This is a genomic window from Virgibacillus halotolerans, from assembly GCF_016908515.1.
Taxonomy (GTDB): Bacteria; Bacillota; Bacilli; order Bacillales; family Amphibacillaceae; genus Virgibacillus_M; species Virgibacillus_M halotolerans.
In genome coordinates, this window is the sequence record NZ_JAFBEA010000003.1 from 355,409 (window position 1) to 376,512 (window position 21,104).

At 39.5% G+C, this 21,104-nt stretch carries 24 protein-coding genes; 15 read left to right on the top strand and 9 right to left on the bottom strand.

Annotated features, from left to right (window positions below):
• Window positions 1-228: 228 nt before the first annotated feature.
• Genes hisB through hisZ form a run of 4 tightly spaced genes read right to left on the bottom strand, consistent with a single transcriptional unit; the run spans window position 229 to window position 3,981 of the window.
• On the bottom strand, window positions 229-813 hold the full coding sequence (gene hisB / locus JOC34_RS10505; RefSeq protein WP_205136704.1) for an imidazoleglycerol-phosphate dehydratase HisB: 585 nt from the start codon (window positions 811-813) through the stop codon (window positions 229-231).
• The gene (hisD, locus tag JOC34_RS10510; protein ID WP_205136705.1) at window positions 806-2,095 is read right to left on the bottom strand and encodes a histidinol dehydrogenase; all 1,290 of its coding nucleotides are present in this window, start codon (window positions 2,093-2,095) and stop codon (window positions 806-808) included. The genes hisB and hisD overlap by 8 nt, the downstream gene beginning before the upstream one ends.
• Window positions 2,096-2,100: 5 nt before the next feature.
• Window positions 2,101-2,727: an ATP phosphoribosyltransferase gene (hisG, locus tag JOC34_RS10515; RefSeq protein ID WP_205136706.1), complete on the bottom strand. Its 627-nt coding sequence runs from the start codon at window positions 2,725-2,727 to the stop codon at window positions 2,101-2,103.
• Window positions 2,728-3,981: an ATP phosphoribosyltransferase regulatory subunit gene (hisZ, locus tag JOC34_RS10520; protein WP_205136707.1), complete on the bottom strand. Its 1,254-nt coding sequence runs from the start codon at window positions 3,979-3,981 to the stop codon at window positions 2,728-2,730.
• A 110-nt stretch (window positions 3,982-4,091) separates the two neighbouring features.
• Between hisZ and JOC34_RS10525 the strand changes: the two genes are divergently transcribed.
• The 3 genes from JOC34_RS10525 to murB all read left to right on the top strand — a co-directional run bounded on the left by JOC34_RS10525 (window position 4,092) and on the right by murB (window position 6,944).
• Window positions 4,092-4,880, top strand: coding sequence for a histidinol-phosphatase HisJ family protein (locus JOC34_RS10525; RefSeq protein WP_205136708.1), 789 nt, complete (start codon window positions 4,092-4,094; stop codon window positions 4,878-4,880).
• Between the two features lie 215 nt (window positions 4,881-5,095).
• Window positions 5,096-5,908: an alpha/beta fold hydrolase gene (locus tag JOC34_RS10530; RefSeq protein ID WP_205136709.1), complete on the top strand. Its 813-nt coding sequence runs from the start codon at window positions 5,096-5,098 to the stop codon at window positions 5,906-5,908.
• A gap of 133 nt (window positions 5,909-6,041) precedes the next feature.
• Window positions 6,042-6,944, top strand: a complete 903-nt coding sequence (gene murB / locus JOC34_RS10535) for a UDP-N-acetylmuramate dehydrogenase (protein WP_239544249.1) — start codon at window positions 6,042-6,044, stop codon at window positions 6,942-6,944.
• A gap of 48 nt (window positions 6,945-6,992) precedes the next feature.
• Here the strand turns inward: murB and ehuA are convergent, their stop codons facing one another.
• The 4 genes from ehuA to ehuB all read right to left on the bottom strand — a co-directional run bounded on the left by ehuA (window position 6,993) and on the right by ehuB (window position 10,146).
• On the bottom strand, window positions 6,993-7,763 hold the full coding sequence (gene ehuA, locus JOC34_RS10540; RefSeq protein ID WP_239544250.1) for an ectoine/hydroxyectoine ABC transporter ATP-binding protein EhuA: 771 nt from the start codon (window positions 7,761-7,763) through the stop codon (window positions 6,993-6,995).
• Between the two features lie 4 nt (window positions 7,764-7,767).
• Window positions 7,768-8,487: an ectoine/hydroxyectoine ABC transporter permease subunit EhuD gene (ehuD, locus tag JOC34_RS10545; protein ID WP_205136711.1), complete on the bottom strand. Its 720-nt coding sequence runs from the start codon at window positions 8,485-8,487 to the stop codon at window positions 7,768-7,770.
• Window positions 8,487-9,152, bottom strand: a complete 666-nt coding sequence (locus JOC34_RS10550) for an amino acid ABC transporter permease (protein WP_205136712.1) — start codon at window positions 9,150-9,152, stop codon at window positions 8,487-8,489. Before JOC34_RS10550 ends, ehuD begins: the two co-directional genes overlap by 1 nt.
• Window positions 9,153-9,282: 130 nt before the next feature.
• Complete coding sequence (gene ehuB / locus JOC34_RS10555; protein ID WP_205136713.1) at window positions 9,283-10,146, bottom strand: ectoine/hydroxyectoine ABC transporter substrate-binding protein EhuB; 864 nt, start codon at window positions 10,144-10,146, stop codon at window positions 9,283-9,285.
• Window positions 10,147-10,668: 522 nt separating this feature from the next.
• On the opposite strand from ehuB, the gene JOC34_RS10560 reads away from it, so the two are divergent.
• Both JOC34_RS10560 and ytzI read left to right on the top strand, forming a co-directional pair.
• The gene (locus JOC34_RS10560; RefSeq protein WP_205136714.1) at window positions 10,669-11,100 is read left to right on the top strand and encodes a GNAT family N-acetyltransferase; all 432 of its coding nucleotides are present in this window, start codon (window positions 10,669-10,671) and stop codon (window positions 11,098-11,100) included.
• 9 nt (window positions 11,101-11,109) lie between these two features.
• Window positions 11,110-11,271 (top strand): YtzI protein, encoded by a 162-nt coding sequence (ytzI, locus tag JOC34_RS10565; protein ID WP_205136715.1) that lies wholly within the window; start codon window positions 11,110-11,112, stop codon window positions 11,269-11,271.
• A 61-nt stretch (window positions 11,272-11,332) separates the two neighbouring features.
• Here the strand turns inward: ytzI and JOC34_RS10570 are convergent, their stop codons facing one another.
• Window positions 11,333-11,887, bottom strand: coding sequence for a M15 family metallopeptidase (locus JOC34_RS10570; RefSeq protein ID WP_239544251.1), 555 nt, complete (start codon window positions 11,885-11,887; stop codon window positions 11,333-11,335).
• A 488-nt stretch (window positions 11,888-12,375) separates the two neighbouring features.
• On the opposite strand from JOC34_RS10570, the gene JOC34_RS10575 reads away from it, so the two are divergent.
• The 10 genes from JOC34_RS10575 (at window position 12,376) to JOC34_RS10620 (ending at window position 21,099) form a co-directional block, all read left to right on the top strand.
• Window positions 12,376-12,678, top strand: coding sequence for an urease subunit gamma (locus JOC34_RS10575; protein WP_205136716.1), 303 nt, complete (start codon window positions 12,376-12,378; stop codon window positions 12,676-12,678).
• A gap of 50 nt (window positions 12,679-12,728) precedes the next feature.
• Window positions 12,729-13,052 carry an urease subunit beta gene (locus JOC34_RS10580; protein WP_205136717.1) on the top strand — a complete coding sequence of 108 codons (324 nt, stop codon included), beginning with the start codon at window positions 12,729-12,731 and terminating at the stop codon, window positions 13,050-13,052.
• Window positions 13,049-14,767: an urease subunit alpha gene (gene ureC / locus JOC34_RS10585; protein ID WP_205136718.1), complete on the top strand. Its 1,719-nt coding sequence runs from the start codon at window positions 13,049-13,051 to the stop codon at window positions 14,765-14,767. Before JOC34_RS10580 ends, ureC begins: the two co-directional genes overlap by 4 nt.
• Before the next feature lie 10 nt (window positions 14,768-14,777).
• Window positions 14,778-15,233 carry an urease accessory protein UreE gene (ureE, locus tag JOC34_RS10590; RefSeq protein WP_205136719.1) on the top strand — a complete coding sequence of 152 codons (456 nt, stop codon included), beginning with the start codon at window positions 14,778-14,780 and terminating at the stop codon, window positions 15,231-15,233.
• Window positions 15,226-15,912 (top strand): urease accessory protein UreF, encoded by a 687-nt coding sequence (locus JOC34_RS10595; RefSeq protein WP_205136720.1) that lies wholly within the window; start codon window positions 15,226-15,228, stop codon window positions 15,910-15,912. Before ureE ends, JOC34_RS10595 begins: the two co-directional genes overlap by 8 nt.
• Window positions 15,913-15,948: 36 nt before the next feature.
• Complete coding sequence (ureG, locus tag JOC34_RS10600; protein WP_205136721.1) at window positions 15,949-16,569, top strand: urease accessory protein UreG; 621 nt, start codon at window positions 15,949-15,951, stop codon at window positions 16,567-16,569.
• Complete coding sequence (locus tag JOC34_RS10605) at window positions 16,562-17,386, top strand: urease accessory protein UreD (protein WP_205136722.1); 825 nt, start codon at window positions 16,562-16,564, stop codon at window positions 17,384-17,386. Before ureG ends, JOC34_RS10605 begins: the two co-directional genes overlap by 8 nt.
• A 100-nt stretch (window positions 17,387-17,486) precedes the next feature.
• The gene (locus JOC34_RS10610) at window positions 17,487-19,088 is read left to right on the top strand and encodes an ABC transporter substrate-binding protein (protein ID WP_239544253.1); all 1,602 of its coding nucleotides are present in this window, start codon (window positions 17,487-17,489) and stop codon (window positions 19,086-19,088) included.
• Between the two features lie 156 nt (window positions 19,089-19,244).
• Window positions 19,245-20,243, top strand: a complete 999-nt coding sequence (locus tag JOC34_RS10615) for an ABC transporter permease (RefSeq protein ID WP_239544255.1) — start codon at window positions 19,245-19,247, stop codon at window positions 20,241-20,243.
• Window positions 20,236-21,099 (top strand): ABC transporter permease, encoded by an 864-nt coding sequence (locus JOC34_RS10620; RefSeq protein WP_205136723.1) that lies wholly within the window; start codon window positions 20,236-20,238, stop codon window positions 21,097-21,099. Before JOC34_RS10615 ends, JOC34_RS10620 begins: the two co-directional genes overlap by 8 nt.
• Window positions 21,100-21,104: the final 5 nt, after the last annotated feature.

Here is a 21,104-nt window from a genome sequence, read left to right on the forward strand (position 1 = left end):
TTGTTATTCAGCCCGCTGCACTGAATACACTTCGCTTTCCGCGGGTGACCCGTGAGCCTCCTCGAACTCCGTTCTGTGGGGTCTCACTCTGGCCACTAGTCCCGCAGGAGTCTACGTGTATTCGTTCCGCTCAAAGTGTCAATAAATGATGCCCACCAGTAGAGGAACGAGCTTATTTCCACTGTGGCACGATAAGACTAAATAAAATTTTTTTAGAAAAAGCCTTGCTTATAGAGATCCTTTTGTGGAAGGTATGCCTTCAATTCTTGGGTTCTTTTGGGTTGCTTGATCGAGTGCTCTTCCGAATCCCTTGAAAATAGATTCAATGATATGGTGGCTGTTTTTTCCGTAAGCCACATTAATATGCAGCGTTACTTTGGCATGGCTGGCAAATGCTTGGAAAAACTCCTCAACGAGTTCCGTATCAAACGCACCAACTTTATCTTTTAAGCCCTCGACATGATAAACAAGGTACGGGCGGCCACTAATATCCAATGAAATAGTGGATAAGGCTTCATCCATTGGTGTTGTGACCGTTGCATAACGTGTAATGCTCTCTTTGCTACCTAAAGCTTTCTGTACAGCCTGACCAAGGACAATCCCGATATCCTCTACGGAATGATGCTGATCAACCTGTAAATCGCCATTACAGACAAGATTTAGGTCAAAGAGTCCATGCCTAGTCATAAGGGTTAACATATGATCGAAAAAGCCAATTCCTGTCTCTGTTTGAGCATTTCCTGATCCATCAATGGAAAAGTCCAATGCAATCGCCGTTTCTGTTGTTTCGCGTTTTATTGTCGCGTTACGCATGCGGATCATCCTTTCTTATCTTAATAGCATTCGCGTGGGCTGTTAATCCCTCTACATTTGCCAGTGTTTCAATCGCAGTACTTGCTTTAAGTAAAGCATCACGGGAATAGTGAATCATGCTCGATTTTTTCAAGAAATCATAAACGCCAAGTGGGGAAGCGAAGGCCGCTGTTCCGCTTGTTGGCAAGGTATGATTTGGACCGGCAAAATAATCACCTAGCGGCTCTGGAGAATAGTTCCCCATAAAAATGGCGCCTGCATTTTTAACCAAGCCTAATTGTTCCATTGGATTTGCTATCATCAATTGTAAATGTTCTGGTGCAAGCTCATTGACGATGGAAAATGTTTCTTTCTGATTTTCCGTGATAATAATTTTTCCGTTCTGTTTTAAGGATTTTTCAATGATTGTTTTTCTTTCTAGTTCGGCTGTCTGTTTTTCGACCTCATTGATTACTTCATCTGCTACCTGTTTACTGGTAGTTATACAAATCGCACTTGCTTGTTCATCATGCTCGGCTTGTGACAGTAAATCTGCAGCAACAAACCTTGGCGGTGCGGTTTCATCTGCCACTACGCATATCTCGCTTGGGCCTGCGATCATATCGATCGCAACATCACCATAGACCCACTTTTTTGCCCGAGCAACGAATGCATTTCCAGGTCCGACGATCTTAACAACCTTTTCAACAGTTTCCGTACCGTATGCTAAAGCCGCTACTGCTTGTGCACCACCGACTTTATAAATGGTATCGACACCAGTGATCTGCGCCGCAGCAAGTACGTAAGGATTGATTTTTCCATTAGCCTGTGGTGGGGTCGTGATGACGATTTTTTCGACGCCTGCAAGTACTGCTGGAATGACATTCATTAATACGGTTGATGGGTATGCGGCTTTGCCACCGGGTATATAGATGCCAACCCTCTCCAGTGGAGTTACTTTTTGGCCAACCATGATACCATCCTGTTGGTTCATAAACCACGATTGTTCCATTTGCCCTTGATGGAAGGCGGTGATATTTGCCTTTGCTTGCTGCAATGCATCTAAAAATGCGGGTTCAACACTTTCCTTTGCTTCGGTAAATTCCGCAGCAGAGACAATGAAATCATCCAATTTAACACCATCAAATTTTTCGGTATAGTCAAATAATGCTTGATCACCACGCGATTTTACTTGTTGAATGATATCTAAAACGGTTTGATCCAGTGCCGCATCACGTGCTGATGTTTCGGATTGCGCTTCCTTTTGTTGCTGTTTATACTGCTCGGCCGTTATTATTTTCATCGTCATCACTCCAGCGTTTCTTTCAGTCTATTGATAAAATCTTGAATGGTAGCCGTCTTTGTTGCAAAACTTGCCTTGTTAACAATTAATCTCGTACTGATTGTTTCTATTTCTTCTAAAATTGTTAAACCATTTTCATCAATTGTTGTTCCTGTTTCAACGATATCAACGATACAATCGGCCAGCCCTATAAGTGGTGCAAGTTCAACAGATCCATTTAGCTTGATCGTGTCAATCGACCGGTTATCCTTTTGAAAATGGTTTCTGGTGACTGTAGGATATTTGGATGCGACCATCAATTTTTGCTTATCCTTTAAATCAGGATCGGCATACCCGGCTACAACAAATCGGCACTTTCCAATTCCGAGATCTAGCATTTCATATACATCTGCCTGTGCTTCCAAAATATTGTCTCTGCCCACGATGCCGATATCTGCAGCCCCTTTTTCCACATAGGTTGGGACATCAACAGCTTTAACGAAAATCAGTTTCACTGCTTTATCTGTACTATGAAAAACAAGTTTTCTGCTCTTCTCATGAAACTCCTTAAAAAAGATGTCCATTTTTTCTAGCAGAGCGATCGAGTCCTTGGCAGTTCGACCTTTGGCTAATGCCAATGTGATGGTATCCATTTATCGACCCGCCCCCTCTTTTTGAATAAGTTTTGTCAGTTCCGTAAAGTCTGATAGTTTCTGTTCCAACTGGTAGCCGTTCACTGTACATCGTCCCTTATCAAAATAAATGACATTAATAGAAGGAATTGGACCAACATCATCCATTGCATCGATGGGGAAGGTTAAAACTTGATAGCCCGCTTCCCGTAACCTGTACGCTGTTAAAAGTGCTTCCCTTTGCTTCGCTTGTTCATAATAAATGATGATCTCTGCGATCGTATCGTTGGTGGTTAGCGAACCTTGCTGGTCAAGCACCTCTTTTAGAAAATCTACATCGAAAGCAAAACCGATAGCTGTCATTGGATTACTATATTGTCCACCAAAGTTGTCGTATCTTCCGCCCATCAGTACCGGTTTACCAACATCTTCAGTGAATCCTTGGAAGATAATATCCGAGTAATAGTTCATATTGTTAATCAAACCAAGATTACAAACAATAGAATCATCCACACCATAATCACTCAGAATCGTAATAACCTGCTCAAGATTATTTAACTCTTTTTGCATACGCTCGTTTAAAACAATATCTTTTGCCTGTTCGATCACCTGACTAGGTCTTCCATACAGTAACGGGATGCTTTGAATGCTTGCACGCAACGCACTGCTCAATGATAAGCTGGAAAGAAACGTATCTAACTCTGCAATGTTTTTGGATTGAATCAGTGTTTTTAAATGCTCTAACTCCGTATCATTCAATGCCGCCTCTGCGATCAGTTCCTTAAAAAACCCTGCATGCCCAATTTCTATTTTGAAATGCTTGAAATTTAGGTCTGTTAGCGTATGGATGGCTAACATCAGAACCTCGGCATCTATTTCTGGTGTGTTTTGCCCAAAGCATTCAATACCTGCTTGTGTACTTTCTTTCTTGCCATTTTGATCGAAGGTCTGCCGGAAGATATCCAATACGTAAAACAAGCGTAAATGATCATTGTATTGTTGCTTATTTAGTGCTGTCATCCGTGAGATAGGGATGGTTACATCTGGCCGCAGCACTAAAACTTTACCGGAAGCATCAACTACTTTGATCATGTCATCTTTATTTACGGTTCCAGTAATAGCGGAATACATATCATAATCTTCAAAAGTAGAGGTTCTTATTTGCTGATATCCGTAAGTATAAAAGCGATTTTTTAATTTATTGATTAGATCTTCTCTCATTTGAAAATCTGCTACAAGCGGAATAGGCTTGCCGTTGGATGTATTTGATTTCATTTTAAAACTCCTTTCTCACTTTATTGCTTTATTACTTTACCTAATTAAAGTTATACTGTATTCTAAATAATATAAAAGGAAATGTCAACCACTAAAGGAGTGAAATATACATGTTCGATTATCATATTCACAGTAATTTTTCTGCTGATTGCACGACACCAATGGAGAAAACGATTGAACAAGCAATAAGACAGGGGTTGGAAGAAATTTGTTTTACCGATCACATTGACTACGATTATCCGGATCCGACGATTCAATTTGAATTTGATCTGGCTGCCTATGATCAAAAGATAAAAGAAATGCAGGCAAAGTATGCATCATCTATTTGTATTAAAAAAGGAGTTGAGATTGGTGTCCAACCATATCTCTTGGGTAAATATAAGCAGCTCTTAAGCGAAGAATCCTTTGATTTCATTATTTGTTCAATGCACACAACAGAGAAAAAAGATCTTCATTCTGGTGCTTTTTTCAAAAATAAGACCATCGAGGAAGCGTATCAAATATATTATGAAGAACTGCTCTATTGTGTAAAAGAATTCAAGGATTTTCAGATCTTGGGACATTTGGATTTGGTGAAGCGTTATACAAAGCAGGCGAGCAAAAGTGATTTCCATGACTTAATGAGACAAATATTTGCTGAAATCATTCCGAATGGTAAAGGAATTGAGTTGAATACGTCCGGTTTTCGTTACGGTTTGGACAGTGGCATGCCGAGTAAGGATATTTTAAAGTTATACAAGGAATGTGGTGGAGAAATCATTACGCTTGGATCTGATTCCCATGTGGAGACGACCTTAGGTTATCAATTTAGAGAGTCAAAAGAACTTTTGAAATCGATTGGATTTTCTTATCTAGCCACATTTGAAGATGGTAAACCAATCTTTCATCCGATTGAATGATTGATAGTTATGGTGTTTATGACCAATTATTGCAAGCTATGGGGAACGGTATTGTATCACACAATATCAGTTCCTTTTTTATTTTATTCGGTGATGTAAAAGTTTTTCATGATTTGGGAAAGAAAATGTCTAAGATGTAAAGTAATCAAGCCTGGAAAGTGCTATAATGGGGGCAATTATTTCTAAAAACAAATTTGCATAAATGGGGTAAGGTTTTGAAGAAACAACATATTATAGCTATTACATCGTCTTGCATTATTTTACTTGGCGTGCTTACCATTTTATATTTGCCAAATAAGGCAAGCTCCGGTTTCCATACACAACAACCTACCGTGTTTGTTCACGGCTATAAAGGTACTGCTAATTCGTTTGGTTTTATGCTTGACCGGTTTGAACATGAGTACCATTGGGGAAATAAGGCCTTGGTATATTATGTTGCTGAAAATGGAGCAATCCATGTGCATAATCTCAATGAAGGGCAGGGAGATCCAACCTTTATTCAGGTAATCTTTGAAAACAACCGGGCAAGTCTCGAGGATGGAGCAAAGTGGTTAGCGGCTGTGTTTGATCATATGCAACAAAATTATTATATTGATAAGGTGAATCTAGTCGGACATTCCATGGGAGGACTTGTCTCTGTGAAATATCTTGAAAGTTACCAGGGGGATGTACACCCAAATGTTAAGAAGTTAATTACGATAGGCAGCCCATTTGATGGTATATATGCAGAAGAATACTTTCAAATTAATCAAGATGCAGCCGCAACAGATTTAAAGCCGAATTCTGCGGCATTGAAGCTATTACACGAAGGGGATTTCCCTAAAAATATTGATGTGCTAAGTATTGGGAGTACAGGAGATATGATTGCCGTACCCGAAAGTGTGCAGTCATTACGAACCATTGTACCTGATAACCAATTGCAGGAAGTGATGATTAACAATGAGGATTTAGGTCATAGTGGATTACATGAAGATGAAGCGGTAGATAGACTGATACATTCATTTTTATGGAAAGATACGGAAAAATAATCTACAATGTAACAGGTAAGTTAAATTAGGAATGCGCGTTCAAAAGGAGGATAAAAAGGATCGAACTTTTTAAACAACCTCTAGGAATGCAATTAATTTTAAGGGAATGATCCAGGTGGTAAATTATCATCATATGTACGAAAAGCTAACAGCCATCATACCTGAAGAAGATGTGATGGTGGATGAACCATTAAGAAACCATACGTATACCCACTTGGGGGGGATGGCGGATTTTCTAGTAACGCCAGAAACATATGAGCAAGTACAACAAATTGTTAAATTAGCAAATAGAGAAACAATTGCTTTTACGCTTTTGGGTAAAGGTTCTAATTTAATTGTTAAAGATGGCGGTATTCGTGGAATTGTTATGAATCTGAAGAGATTAAAGGAAATAACAACGGATGAAACAACATTGGTCGCGCAAAGTGGTGCAAGGATCATTGATGCTTCACGTGCAGCTTTAAAGCATAATTTGTCAGGGTTAGAATTTTCCTGTGGGATCCCAGGGTCTGTTGGTGGGGCCTTATACATGAATGCAGGCGCATATGGTGGGGAAATAAAGGATGTACTTGTCAGCACAGTTGTTGTTGATCGAGATGGAGAGCTACGAACGCTGACTGCGGAAGAATTGGATTTGGATTACCGTACAAGTAATATTCCGGACAATGATTATATTGTATTGGAAGCTACTTTTGGTTTAAAGACAGGCGAACATAAGGATATCAAGGCAGTGATGGACGATTTGACACATAAGCGTGAAACAAAACAGCCGCTTGAGTATCCCTCATGTGGGAGTGTATTTAAACGCCCGCCAGGTTTTTTCGCGGGTAAATTAATTCAGGATAGTCATCTACAAGGGAAACAAATTGGTGGTGCGCAAGTTTCATGGAAGCATGCCGGATTTATTGTGAATGTGAATGAGGCAACTGCAAGTGAATACATTAATTTAATCCATTTTGTGCAGGACACGGTCAAAGAAAAGTTTGATGTCAATCTGGAACGTGAAGTAAGGATTATCGGCGAAGATTTGATTTAAATAAAATGTAAAAAGGAGCTCCTACCGGTGACGGCGGGAGCTCTCTTCTTAATTGTTGAATCGTTGCAGAAAGTTTTGCAGACGTTCATTTTCTGGATTTGCAATTACTTCTTGTGGTGTTCCTTGCTCAGCGATGACGCCGTTGTCCAAGAACAGTACTTTATCAGCGATATCAAGTGCAAAGTCCATTTCGTGTGTCACAAGTACCATAGCCATTTCGCCTTCTTTCGCTATATCGCGAATGACCTCAAGTACTTCTCCGACTAATTCCGGGTCAAGTGCGGAAGTGACCTCATCAAATAGCATTACTTTCGGACGCATTACAAGGGCGCGCGCCATTGCTACACGTTGTTTTTGTCCTCCGGATAGTTGGCTAGGGTACATTTCCAACTTTTCACCAAGTCCAACTTTCTCAAGCATTTCTGCTGAACGCTGCTTTGCTTCCTGTTTATCAATCTTTTTTACATTTACGAGTGCTGTCATACAGTTTTCCAAAATAGTCATATGTGGGAACAAGTTAAAATGCTGAAACACCATTCCAATGTCACTGCGGACGCTACTCAGATGCTTTTCATTTGCTTGCACCATTTTTCCGTTCTTTTCCATTTTCCATAGATTTTTTCCGTCTACGATGATGTCCCCTGATGTTGGTTCTTCCAGTGTCATTAATAACCGGATAATGGTTGTCTTTCCGGAACCACTTGGACCGATAACCGCTACTTTTTCCGCCGGTTTAATATCTAAGTCAATGCCTTTTAGAACTTCCACATCACCAAAGGATTTTTGTATATTTTGATAGCGTACAATAGGTTCTGTCATTGCATTATGCTCCTTTGCCTTCTGGAATAGGCTTGCTTCCAGATGGTTCTTTTTTATCAAATCGCCGATTCATTTTCTTTTCCAGTTTACCAATCAAAATAGCAGAAGGATAGCTTAATACTAGGAAAAGAAGTGCCACAATCGTTAAAGGTTCTAAGTAATTAAAGTGCTGTGCACCATAATTCTTCGCTAATTGCAGGATGCCAACAACACCAATCGTTGATGCCAATGGAATTTCTTTAAACATGATAATTAAATAGTTACCCAGCATTGGAATCGTTGGTGGAATGGCTTGTGGCAAAATGATTGTAGACCACTTCTTCCGTGTGGAAAAGTTTAATGCTTTCGCGGCCTCCCACTGCCCTTCATCTATACCGTCAATACCTGAACGATAAACCTCACCAATATACGTACTAAAATGAATGCCAAGTCCTAAAATGGCACAGGTGAACGGCGATAGTGTCATGCCGATAACAGGTACGGATGGAAAGGCATAATAGATGAAAAATAATTGAACAAGTGGTGGGGTGGATCGGATAAATTCCATTATCCATCGGATCAACCAGCTCACCGATTTAATCGGAATTCGCTGCATAAATGTCCAAAAGAAACCAAAGATAAGGGCAAAAAGAAAACAGGCAACAGTTAGTCCAGCAGTTATCCCAAGACCTTGGACAACCATTGGAAATGCATCAAAAAATGTATCCCAACTCCACTTTTTCATCAGTTAGCTACCCCCTTTTTAGAAAACTTCTCCATTTTACGCGTCAAGAAGATTAAAGGAAGTGCAAGAATGAAGAAAAAGACGAGCACATAGAAATAAACGGATCCTCCCATGGCAATGTTGGAATATCTGAGAAGATCGCCATGATACAATATGTCGTGCATACTGATTAAAGATACAAGAGATGTTGCTTTCAGCATCTGAATTAAATAGTTTCCAAACTCTGGCAGCATCATTCTGACTGCCTGCGGAAAAATAACAAGCCGCATGCGTTGAAAACGTGACATGTTTAGTGCAGTAGCGGCCTCAGATTGTCCCTTTGCAACAGAAAGAATCGAACTACGGACAACCTCTGACATGTATGCGCCGTAGTTCAATCCAATGGCAAGTGATCCCGCCCAGAATTCATTACCTAAATTAATACCGAACAATATTGGTAATGCGTAAAACAACCAAAATAACTGTACAATTAAGGATGTTCCACGGAAGATCTCCACATAAAATGTTGTGACCCCTCGCAGAATAATATTGTTTGAAAGCCGGCATAACCCAGCAATAAAAGCCATTAAATAGCCGAAGATTGCAGAGGCAATAAGGACCGTTATGGTAACGTTAATCCCCTTTGCTAGAACAGGGAATATTTCTATAATATTACTAATTATCATCACTCCTTTTAGTCGTGTGGCATAGAATTTAAGTATTGTTTAAAAAGAAAGGGTCAGACCCTAGTTGTGAGCCAGACCCCGTGGAGTGTTTAATCCAGTTTAATAAAAAAGCCGATTGGTAACGATGAAATTACTCTTCCCCATTACAGACCATTTCTGCTGTAACATCATCTTCCGGAAAGTTCATTTCTTCACTGAAACCATTGTCTTCCAGAATTTGTGCAACGGTTCCATCTTCTTTTAACTCTTTAAGCTTTTCGTTAAATGCATCAAGTAATTCTTCATTATCGGGATTGAAAGCTACAGCGCCATAGCTTGGAACGCCATCAATATCCGGTTGTTCAAAGTCTTCAACAAATTCTAAGTCATCTGTGTCTGCTGATTCCAGTGCCATTTTAATGGTCATTTCGGTACCAGTTGTTGCATCCGAGCGACCAGATTCTACTGCTGAGAATGTAGCTGGGATATCTGGCGCACTATCTATTTGACCTTCATCTACACCTTCTGATTGAACAAAGCCTACTTCTGTTGCGCCAGACATGATAGTCACCTTTGCATCTGGATTATCAGCAATGTCTTTGTAGCTGTGCAAGTCTAATGGATTCCCCTTTTGTACAATTAATCCCTCACCATATTTCATGTCAGGCTCCGCAAAGGCAGCATTCTCGCAACGCTCCGGTGTAATTGCCATTCCGGATGTAATCGCATCGAATTTTCCAGCAGCGAGTCCGGAAACCAATTGGTCATAATCCGCCAATTCACCTTCGACTTCATCAATACCCAATTCTTTAAATACAGCTTTTGCTGTATCTACAGATGCGCCGGTAAGTTCGCCATCATCATTTTGATAGCCATATGGCTCCTCATTGGCATATCCAACCTTAATTTTCCCTTTTTCTTGCAACTCTTCTAAAACGTTATCATTACTGGAACCGCAAGCTGCAAGCCCTACAACAATGAAAAACAGTAAAGAAGTAAGTAATAGTTTTTTCATTTCTAATGACCTCCCCGATTTTTGAAGCGCTATGAATCCTTTAATAGCGACTATTTACTATGTATCAACAGTCTTATTTAATATGGAAATAAGCTGTGATATGACGATTGATACAGATCAAACAGTCATACATTCATGTTATAGATATTTCCGAATTGCTTCAAACGCAATATATTTAGATAATTTGTAAAAAACCTGCAAATTACCAAGTCCATCCTGTCTCAATTGGTTATACTAAAACATGCTACAAAATGATGCTAATTACTTCGTTATCCCCGTTATTTGCTTGAAAAGGGAAAATAGTTTTTTGGTGTTTATTTTAACTTGTCTTAAAAGTGAAAAATGATTATCTAAGAAATAGCATCCATTAAACTCGACCATTTCTGAATACTATGTATTACCTTTTCGTTTTAGAAGTTATCGTGTGGGGAAAGTCAGTCAAATTAAATTGGTTTACTATCGACAAACGGTTGCCCAATGGGGTACCATAGCAGGTAGTAAAGGCGTCAAAGGGGAAATTACATGTATAAAATCAGAGAAGCTAGAAGTGAGGATTTTCCACGGATTGCTGCAATACATGATGATCCAGGTCATATACACCTAAAAATGGAAGCGTCAATAGAGGAACAGTATTTTAAATCCGTTGTAGCTGCGGATGATATAAAGATGTATGTGGTAGAAAAATCTGGTTTAATCGCTGCGTTTATTTCATTCTATATCTATCACCAGAAGCAAACGATTTTTATAGATAGACTTTCGATAGATAATGCTTATCGAAAAAAAGGACTCGATGAACATTTATATCATAAAGTAGAACGGCTGGCAGAACGAATAGGAATGAAACGTATGTTGGCGGATATCAAAGTGGACGATCCAGATGTTTATGAATTTTTCGAACGTAAAGGTTGGAAACGTTCCGTACAGAAAGATCGATATGAAATTGAATTAAAGTGAGGGCTATTCATGACAATCTATGTTGTTTCGATTATCTTTATTCTCTTTGTTTTGGTTTTGTCTTTGCTTACAATTACCAAAGGTTATGGCTATAAACATTCCGTGGATCCACATCCGGAAGATGAGGAACAAAACGAAGAAGAGCAAGATCAAGAAAAGAAGAACGAATAAAAAGATCGCACAGATTTGTGCGATCTTTTTTATAAAACAGGAAAGGATAGACAGAAATACTTTAATTACCGTTCTCGTCTGGAAGTAATCCTTCTTGCAATTGTTCAATACTTCGTCCAAATGTCATTTGTAAATGTGGATAATCCTTACTGTTCCAATCGCCTCCCCATTCAAAGCCAAGTTCTTTTGCAAGGTCAGCTACTTCGAACCAATCGGATTTCCCGTTCCCATTGCCATCATAATGAATATCCCAAATAATTTCACCGTGCTTATCTATTAACGCATAGTCGAACGCCAGTCCATAATTATGATAGGACTGTCCACCTTTTGCGTAGGTAACAATATTTCCACCCGTGCTCCGACCTTGTTCATATAATTCGTTCTGACTATCGATCGTACGCATTTCTTCGGTAATAACAAGCTCAATATTACTATCAGCAGCTGCATCCAAAAGGGCATTTTTCTTTTCCTCTACAATAGGATGTAGTTCGGTTGATGCTGTTGCTTTTTCTTCTGTTTGTTCTTTACGTTCCATTTGATTATATACAGTAAATAAAAGGATTAAAAATATAATAATAGAAATCCATGTCAGTATGATTTTTTTAGAACCTTTCAATATGTTGATACTCCTTTTGCTGTTTTGATGGGGTTTAACTTGATTTATTGGGGGAAAAATATATAATAGATAAGAGTAGAAAAACTACTACACATTAGCAAAAGTAAACTCTCAAGCTATTTATCATTTCGTTGTTCTACGAAATTAAAATAGATCACCCTCACTTTGAGTTATTCAGGGGATGCACCATCTCTTCCAGCGTTTGGCTGAAAATGAATAACAACCATGACTATCAAACTTTTAACAAGCTAGACCCGGTAAGAATAGGATCAAATCTTTTCCATTATACAATAGGATGTTCATTTAATCACAAATAATAAAAGAATACTTTCGTTGCTGATTGTAGTATGGTTTATTTACTATGTTTTTTTGTGGGTTTTTTATCTTTTCCTTTATTAAATAAAAATTAATAACTTATAGGTTTTCAAAAGCCAAATTAAGGGGAAACTAAGTAAAAATGTGCTATTACATTTATAGGAGGATGAAACATGCAATTATTACCACGTGAGAAGGATAAATTATTAATTGTAGTTGCTGCTGATGTAGCAAGAAGACGGAGAGCGCGAGGGCTTAAACTAAACCATCCAGAGGCGATGGCGCTTATTACATATGAAGTAATAGAAGGTGCCAGAGATGGTAAAACGGTTGCTGAATTAATGGAGTATGGTGCTACGATATTAAAACGAGACGATGTAATGGATGGTATTCCGGAAATGATAGATGATATCCAGGTAGAAGCAACATTTCCAGATGGTACGAAGCTAGTAACAGTGCATAATCCTATCCGGTAAAGTATCAAATTGTATGTGCTACGAAAGATATGAAAGGAGATTGATTGACGATGATTCCAGGCGAGTATATTTTAAAAGAAGAAGAAATTATTTGTAATGAACATGCGATAAATTCCCATGTTACGGTGATTAATACTGGCGATCGCCCTATACAAATTGGTTCTCACTATCATTTTTATGAAGTGAATGATGCATTAAGGTTTAATCGGGACAAGGCTTACGGTAAGCGTCTTAATGTTCCTGCTGGGGCAGCTGTCCGCTTTGAACCCGGTGATGAAAAAGAGGTACAGCTAATCGATTATGCTGGAAAAAGAGAAGTTTATGGCTTTCATAATAAAGTAGACGGGCCATTGGAAGGCGGGGATGTAAAATGAGTTTTAAAATGTCTAGAGAACAATATGCCCAAATGTACGGACCGACAACAGGTGATTCTGTCCGCTTAGCAGATACAGATTTGTTCATACAAATTGAAAAAGACTTTACGAAATATGGTGAAGAAGTTGTATTTGGTGGTGGAAAAGTTATTCGTGACGGAATGGGACAGCATCCATTAATATCACGCGAAGAGGATGAACGTGTACCAGATACAGTGATAACCAATGCCATGGTACTTGATTATACAGGTATTTATAAAGCGGATATTGCTATTCGTGATGGCAGTATTTCCGGTATCGGAAAAGCTGGAAACCCTTTAGTACAGGATAAAGTAGATATAATCATTGGCGCTTCAACTGAAGTTATTTCCGGAGAAGGAAAGATCGTTACTGCTGGTGCGGTTGATACCCATGTGCATTTTATTAATCCAGACCAGGTTGATGTTGCACTTACTGGCGGAACAACGACATTGATTGGTGGAGGTGCCGGCCCTGGTGCAGGATCAAGAGCTACAACTGCAACCCCTGGTAAATGGCATATAGAGCGTATGCTAGGAGCATTGGAAGGGCTTCCGATCAACGTTGGTTTAACGGGGAAAGGTCATGCTGTTGCGAGAGAACCTTTAGCGGAACAAATCCTTGCTGGCGCAATTGGTTTGAAAATCCATGAAGACTGGGGAGCAACACCATCTGCGGTAGATCATGCGTTGACTGTTGCGGATGAATTTGACGTACAGATTGCACTTCATGCGGACACATTAAATGAAGGTGGATTTTTTGAAGATACAATGAAAGCAATCAAGGATCGTGGTATTCATATGTATCATACAGAAGGGGCTGGCGGCGGACATGCCCCGGATTTAATTAAATCTGCAGGATATATGAACGTGCTACCCGCTTCAACGAACCCAACCTTACCGTACACAATAAATACCATTGATGAACATTTGGATATGGTAATGGTTGCCCATAACTTAAACCCATCTGTACCGGAAGACATTGCCTTTGCAGATTCACGTATTCGTAATGAATCGATTGCAGCGGAAGACATTTTACAGGATATGGGCGTATTCAGTATGACGAGCTCCGATGCACAGGCAATGGGACGTGTTGGTGAAGTAGTAATGAGAACCTGGCAAACAGCCGACAAAATGAAAAAACAACGTGGTGTGATGGAAGGCGATAGTAAATATTCGGATAACACCCGGGCAAAACGCTATGTTGCTAAATATACAATTAATCCCGCCATTACACACGGAATTTCGGATTACGTTGGTTCCGTTGAAGTTGGTAAAATTGCTGATCTTGTAATCTGGGATCCAAAGTTCTTTGGAGCAAAACCAGAAATGATTCTAAAGAATGGTATGGCGGTATCAAGTTTAATGGGAGATCCCAATGCTACGATTCCAACGCCGCAACCAATGATTTATCGTCCGATGTTTGCATCATATGGAAAAGGGTTATCAAACAGTTCTATTACGTTTGTTTCACAAGCAGCTTATGATAACAATATCAAGGAAAAGCTGGGACTTCAGAAAATGGTGCTTCCTGTACACGGCATTCGTCAGTTGACGAAAAAAGATATGAAGTTAAATACAGCAACTCCTAATATAGATGTAGATCCACAAACATATGAAGTGAAGATAAACGGAGAAGTGCTCACATGTGAGCCTGTTGACACTGTACCAATGGGGCAGCGTTATTTCTTATTTTGAGGTGAAATAATTGATTATAGAAGAAATAGTAACAAATATAAAAGATTTAGAACCAAGTGAATTAGAGAAGCGTCATAAGGAAAAAGTTTATCTGGAGAGCGCCCATTTAATGAAACGTATTCAACGTGTCGAAACGGACCATGGACGTGAGCTTGGCATCCGTTTAAAGGATCCCCGTGATCTGGAAGCTGGAGATGTGCTCTTTATGGATGACGAAAATATGATTATTATTGATGTACTATCTGATGATTTAATCATTATTAGTCCGCGCAGTATGAACGAAATGGGAACCATCGCCCACCAGCTTGGTAATCGCCATCTACCGGCACAATTTGAAGCAGATGACATGCTTGTACAATATGATTACCTCGTGGAGGAATTGCTCTCAGAGATGGGTATTCCATTTAAACGTGAGGAACGTAAAGTAAAACAAGCCTTTCGTCATATTGGACATAGTCATGACTGATAACGCACTATCTTTATTTCAGCTATGTGATTCCAATTTCCCGACCGGATCCTTTAGTCATTCTTTTGGACTTGAAACTTATATTCAAAAAGATATCGTTCAGGATCCGGAAACATTTTCCGAGTGGCTCAAGGTTTATTTACACGAACAACTCGCATATGCAGACGGACTAGCGGCAAGACTTGTATATGAGGCACTTGATCAGGATGATCTGGAAAAGATTTGGGAATTGGACCGGATATTAACCGTGCAAAATCTGGCGCGAGAATCACGTGATGGAACCCAACGGATGGGTGATCGGATGTTGAATATTGCGGAATCTATTTATGAGATACCAATATTGTCCACATATCGACAACGGTTAAGAAATAAACAATCGTTTGGGCATTCAGCGATTGTGTTCACGATGGTGGGCCATTATTTACAAGTAGAAAAGGAAACGACCATTTTATATTACTTATATTCAACACTGGTTGCCCTTGTTCAAAACGCAGTTCGTGCCATACCATTGGGACAAACCGCCGGACAAAAGGTTATTTATTCTTTTCAAAAGGAATTAAAACAAGCAACAGATAAAATCATGCATTTAGACGAAATGGATTTTGGCGTTGTTTCACCAGGTTTAGAGCTTTCACAAATGCAGCATGAACGTGTAGGAATACGTATTTTTAGTTCATGATGTAGTTTAAATAATTTATAAAAGGACGTGTTAAATATGGAACCAATTAAAATAGGTGTAGGTGGTCCTGTTGGTGCAGGAAAAACGATGTTAGTTGAAAAAATCACCCGTGAATTAGCAAATGAAGTTAGTATGGCAGTAATCACAAATGACATTTATACAAAAGAAGATGCTAAATTCTTAGTTAAGAATGGTGTTTTAGGAGAAGATCGAATTGTTGGGGTGGAGACGGGTGGTTGTCCACATACCGCTATTCGTGAGGATGCATCTATGAACTTTGCTGCAATCGATGAATTACAAGAACAACATCCAGATGTTGAACTGATTTTTGTGGAAAGTGGCGGCGATAACCTTGCTGCAACATTTAGCCCGGAACTTGTTGACTTTTCGATTTATATCATTGATGTTGCCCAGGGGGAGAAGATTCCACGTAAAGGTGGACAAGGTATGATTAAATCTGATTTATTTATTATTAATAAAACGGATTTAGCACCATATGTTGGTGCAAGCCTTGAAGTAATGGAATCTGATACAAAAGTATTTCGTGGCGACAAACCATTTATCTTTACTAATTTAAAAGATGAAAAAGGACTTGATGAGGTTATTGACTGGATTAAAAAGCATGCGTTGTTAAAGGGTTTAGGCCAAGATGTCTAATTGGACAGGGGTTCTTGAACTTGACATGGAAAGCCGTCAAGGAAGAACTGTAGCTAAAAATGTTTACTTTCAGGGCGCTTTTAAAGTGATGCGCCCTGTATATCATAATAATTACAGCTATCCCTGTTATTATCTTTTGAATCCCGGTGGCGGTTATTTAGATGGAGATACGTATCGCATGAGCGTATCGCTGGATGAAGAAGCCCAACTTACTTTGACAACACAATCATCAACAAAAGTGTACAAAACACCGAAATCCTATGTCTATCAGGAAACGGAATTTCACTTGAAAAAAAATAGTTACTTAGAATATTTACCAGATGCACTCATAGCATATGAAAATGCGAAATATGTGCAAAAGAATATTGTCCACATGGAAAAGGGAGCAACATTGCTTTATTCTGATATTGTGACTCCGGGTTGGTCACCAGAGGGAAAACAGTTCAGCTATGATACGTTACGGCTCAAAAGCGAAATTTATATGGATAATGAATTGGTAGCCTTTGATCATATTAAGCTACAACCAGAACAGCAGCATATGACTGGTCTAGGGTTTATGGAAGGGTACACCCACTTAGGATCGTTTATCGTTATTGGCGAGAAAACAAATGAAGCTTTGCTTGATCGTTTGTATGAAGCAATTCAAGAAGATTCAAGTGATTTTGCATTTGGTTTATCGAAGTTGGCAGTTCCTGGATTCACGGTTCGGATTATGGCTAACAGAACACAAATCATTGAACGAATTATTACTACCTGCCATCAAATAATCTGTGACGAATGGTACCAAACGAAACCGAGTTTTTTGCGGAAATATTAGGACCTAGCCCGACAACTCAGAAAGAATTGTCGGGCATTATTTTGGTCTTGACACTATGAAAATAGAATCGTTAATTTAAAATAATAAGGGGTATTTGTGGATGAAAAAAATAGGATTGATAATGATGTTCGTTTTAATTGGTATTTTAGGAGCCTGCTCAAGCGGCGGTGACAACGATAGCAAGCAAACGAAAGAGGAAACAGCAAAGAAGGACGAATTGGTATTAGCAGTTGGCGGAGAAACAGATGAAGGTTTTGATCCGACGACAGGCTGGGGGATGTATGGTTCGCCATTATTCCAAAGTACATTACTAAAATATGATAAAGACTTTAACGTTGAAAATGACTTGGCGAAAGATTATAAAGTGAGTGAGGATGGTTTAACATATACAGTAGAGATTCGTGATGATGTAAAATTTTCTGATGAAGAACCCCTTACAGCAGAAGATGTTGTTTTCACTTTTAGAACAGCGAAAGAAAGTGGTTCGGTGATTGATTTAAGTAATCTCGAAAAAGTGGAAGCTATTGATGACTATACAGTTGAATTTAAATTAAAACAGCCTGAATCCTCATTTATTACGCTTTTTGTAACAACTGGTATTGTTCCTAAGCACGCTTATGATGATTCGTACAATGAAAATCCAATTGGCTCTGGACCCTATCAATTGGTGCAATGGAATAAAGGGCAGCAGCTTATTGTAGAAGCAAATCCTTATTATTATGGGGATAAATCTGAGTTTAAAAAGTTAACATTTCTTTTCTTGGAAGAAGATGCAGCATTTGCAGCTGCGAAGTCAGGAGAAGTGGATGTTGTAGCGATAACACCTAGCTTTGCGAAACAAAATGTTCCTGGCATGGATTTAGTGGAATTAGATACGGTTGATAACAGAGGTATCGTGTTTCCTTATGTGAAATCAGGAGAAGAAACAGCAGATGGAGCACCAATTGGCAATGATGTTACCGCGGATGAAACGATTCGTAAAGCAATTGACATTGCCGTAAATCGTGAAGCATTGGTAGATGGCGTGTTGGATGGATATGGTACACCAGCCTATTCAGTAGCAGATCACTTGCCATGGTGGAATCCGGAAACAGAAGTAAAAGATAATGAAATGGAGAAAGCTAAAAAGATGTTAGATGATGCAGGTTGGAAGGAAAATGATCAAGGCGTTCGAGAGAAAGATGGCCTAGAGGCTTCCTTTACGTTACTTTATCCTGCAGGGGATGAAATTCGTCAGTCCCTATCGATTGCTGTGGCAGATGAAATCAAAGACCTGGGTATTAAAGTGAAAACAGAAGGTCAGAGTTGGAATGACTTGGAGAAAACGATGTACTCCAATCCAGTTATGATGGGATGGGGAAGTCATGATCCACTTGAAATGTACAATATTTACAGCAGTGAAACAAGGGGAGAAGGCTTCTATAATACGAATTATTACTCCAATCCCGTTGTGGATGAATATATGGAGAAGGCGATGCATGCCACAACACAAGAGAAAGCAAATGAGTACTGGAAAAAAGCGCAGTGGGACGGTGAAACAGGTTTTTCATCTAAGGGTGATACACCATGGGTTTGGCTTGTCAATCTGCAGCATCTTTATTTAGTGGATGAGAACTTGGATATTGGCGATCAAAAATTACACCCACACGGACATGGCTGGCCGATCACTGACTTTATTGAACAATGGCATTGGAAGAAATAACAACAATAGATTTTTATCGCAGTTTGGTGGGTAGTAATTCCCCAACTGAATGAACTTTCACTTTATGACTGTGTGTCGGGACAAAAAAGCGCATGTCAATATGAGCCCGGCACGCGATACAAAGAAATAGTATGATCTACAGAAAGAGGGATAGAAATGCGCTTTAAAACAATGGCCTTATACATCTTAGGGAAAGTAGTTAAATTAGCAACATTATTGATTGCCATTAGCATTTTATCCTTTACACTTGTAAGCCTTTCGCCAATAGACCCCGTCCAGTCCTATATTGGTGCAGATATGACGAGAGTTAGCCCGGAGCAGCGCGACAATATCGCGGAATACTGGGGGTTAAACGAATCAAAAGTGCAGCAATTTATGAGCTGGGGGAAAGCGGTTTTACATGGAGATTTAGGAACATCCCTATTGTATCGCAGCAAAGTAGCTGATGTTATTGGGGAGCGTTTTGTTGCTTCATTAGCATTAATGGTTGTTGCATGGGTTATTTCCGGCATCATTGGTTTCTTATTGGGGATCATTGCTGGTATGAAGGAAGGCACGTGGGTGGATCGGGTGATAAAAGGGTATTGCTTTACACTTGCTTCCACGCCAGCCTTTTGGTTGGGTCTATTATTGTTAATGTTCTTCTCTGTCTGGCTTGGCTGGTTTCCGATTGGACTTGGTTCTCCGGCAGGGATATTAGAGGCGGATGTTTCACTGATCGAGCGTTTGAGGCATTTGTTTTTGCCTGCCTTAACGTTAAGCATAGTTGGTGTCGCAAATGTTGCACTACATACGAGACAGAAGTTGGTAGAAGTACTTGAAAGTGAGTATGTTCGCTTTGCTAAAGCAAAAGGTGAACGTGGTGTCACCTTGTTATGGCGCCATGGATTAAGAAACATTTCATTGCCGGCGATCTCCTTGCATTTTGCATCGTTTGGAGAACTATTCGGTGGTGCTGTCTTAGCTGAACAAGTATTTTCCTATCCTGGCCTTGGACAAGCAGTTGTTCAGGCTGGCCTTGGCAGCGATGTTCCGCTTTTATTAGGAATTGTTCTATTTAGTACGCTATTTGTGTTTGTAGGTAATTTGCTGGCCGACTTGCTTTATAAGGCGATTGATCCTCGGATGAGAAGGGGAGGCGAACTGAATGAATGATCGAGTCATCAATGAAAAACAACGGGGGAAAAAGTTGCACTTTAATGTCAGACAGCGCACTGTAGCGATGATTATATTCGCCTCCACTATCCTTTTCGCAATCATTATTAGTGGGCTATTTATAGATACAGAAAAAATAGGTATTAACTTGGAAATTAAAAACCAAGCCCCTTCCTTGGCCCATTTCTTTGGAACCGATTGGTTAGGAAGAGATATGCTTATGCGTACGTTGAAGGGGTTAACATTAAGTCTTGGTGTAGGTATACTTGCTGCACTATCGAGTACGATTATTGCTTTAATCCTTAGTCTGTTTTCTTCCTGGAGTAAAATAGCAGATTATATCGTTACATGGTTAATTGATCTTTTTCTAAGTGTCCCACATATTGTGACGTTAATATTAATATCTTTTGCCGTTGGTGGTGGATTTAAGGGGGTAGTGATTGGACTTGCTTTAACACATTGGCCAAGCTTAGCTCGTTTATTAAGAGCAGAGGTATTGCAACTGAAAACTGCGGAATATGTAGGGGTTTCTGAGCGTTTAGGCAAGTCCCGTCTATGGATTGCCAGGCACCATTTTCTACCTCACTTAATTCCGCAACTTCTAGTTGGGTTTATTTTGCTTTTTCCACATGCTATTTTGCATGAGGCGGCAATCACCTTTTTAGGATTTGGCCTATCAACGGAAACGCCGGCAATTGGGATCATATTATCAGAATCAATGCGATATCTGTCAACAGGTCTATGGTGGCTGGCTTTTTTCCCAGGACTATCTTTATTAATAATGGTTGGTATTTTTGATTTGCTTGGTAGAAGCATACAAAGGCTTATTGATCCATTTCATGGACAAAGGGGATAAGGAGG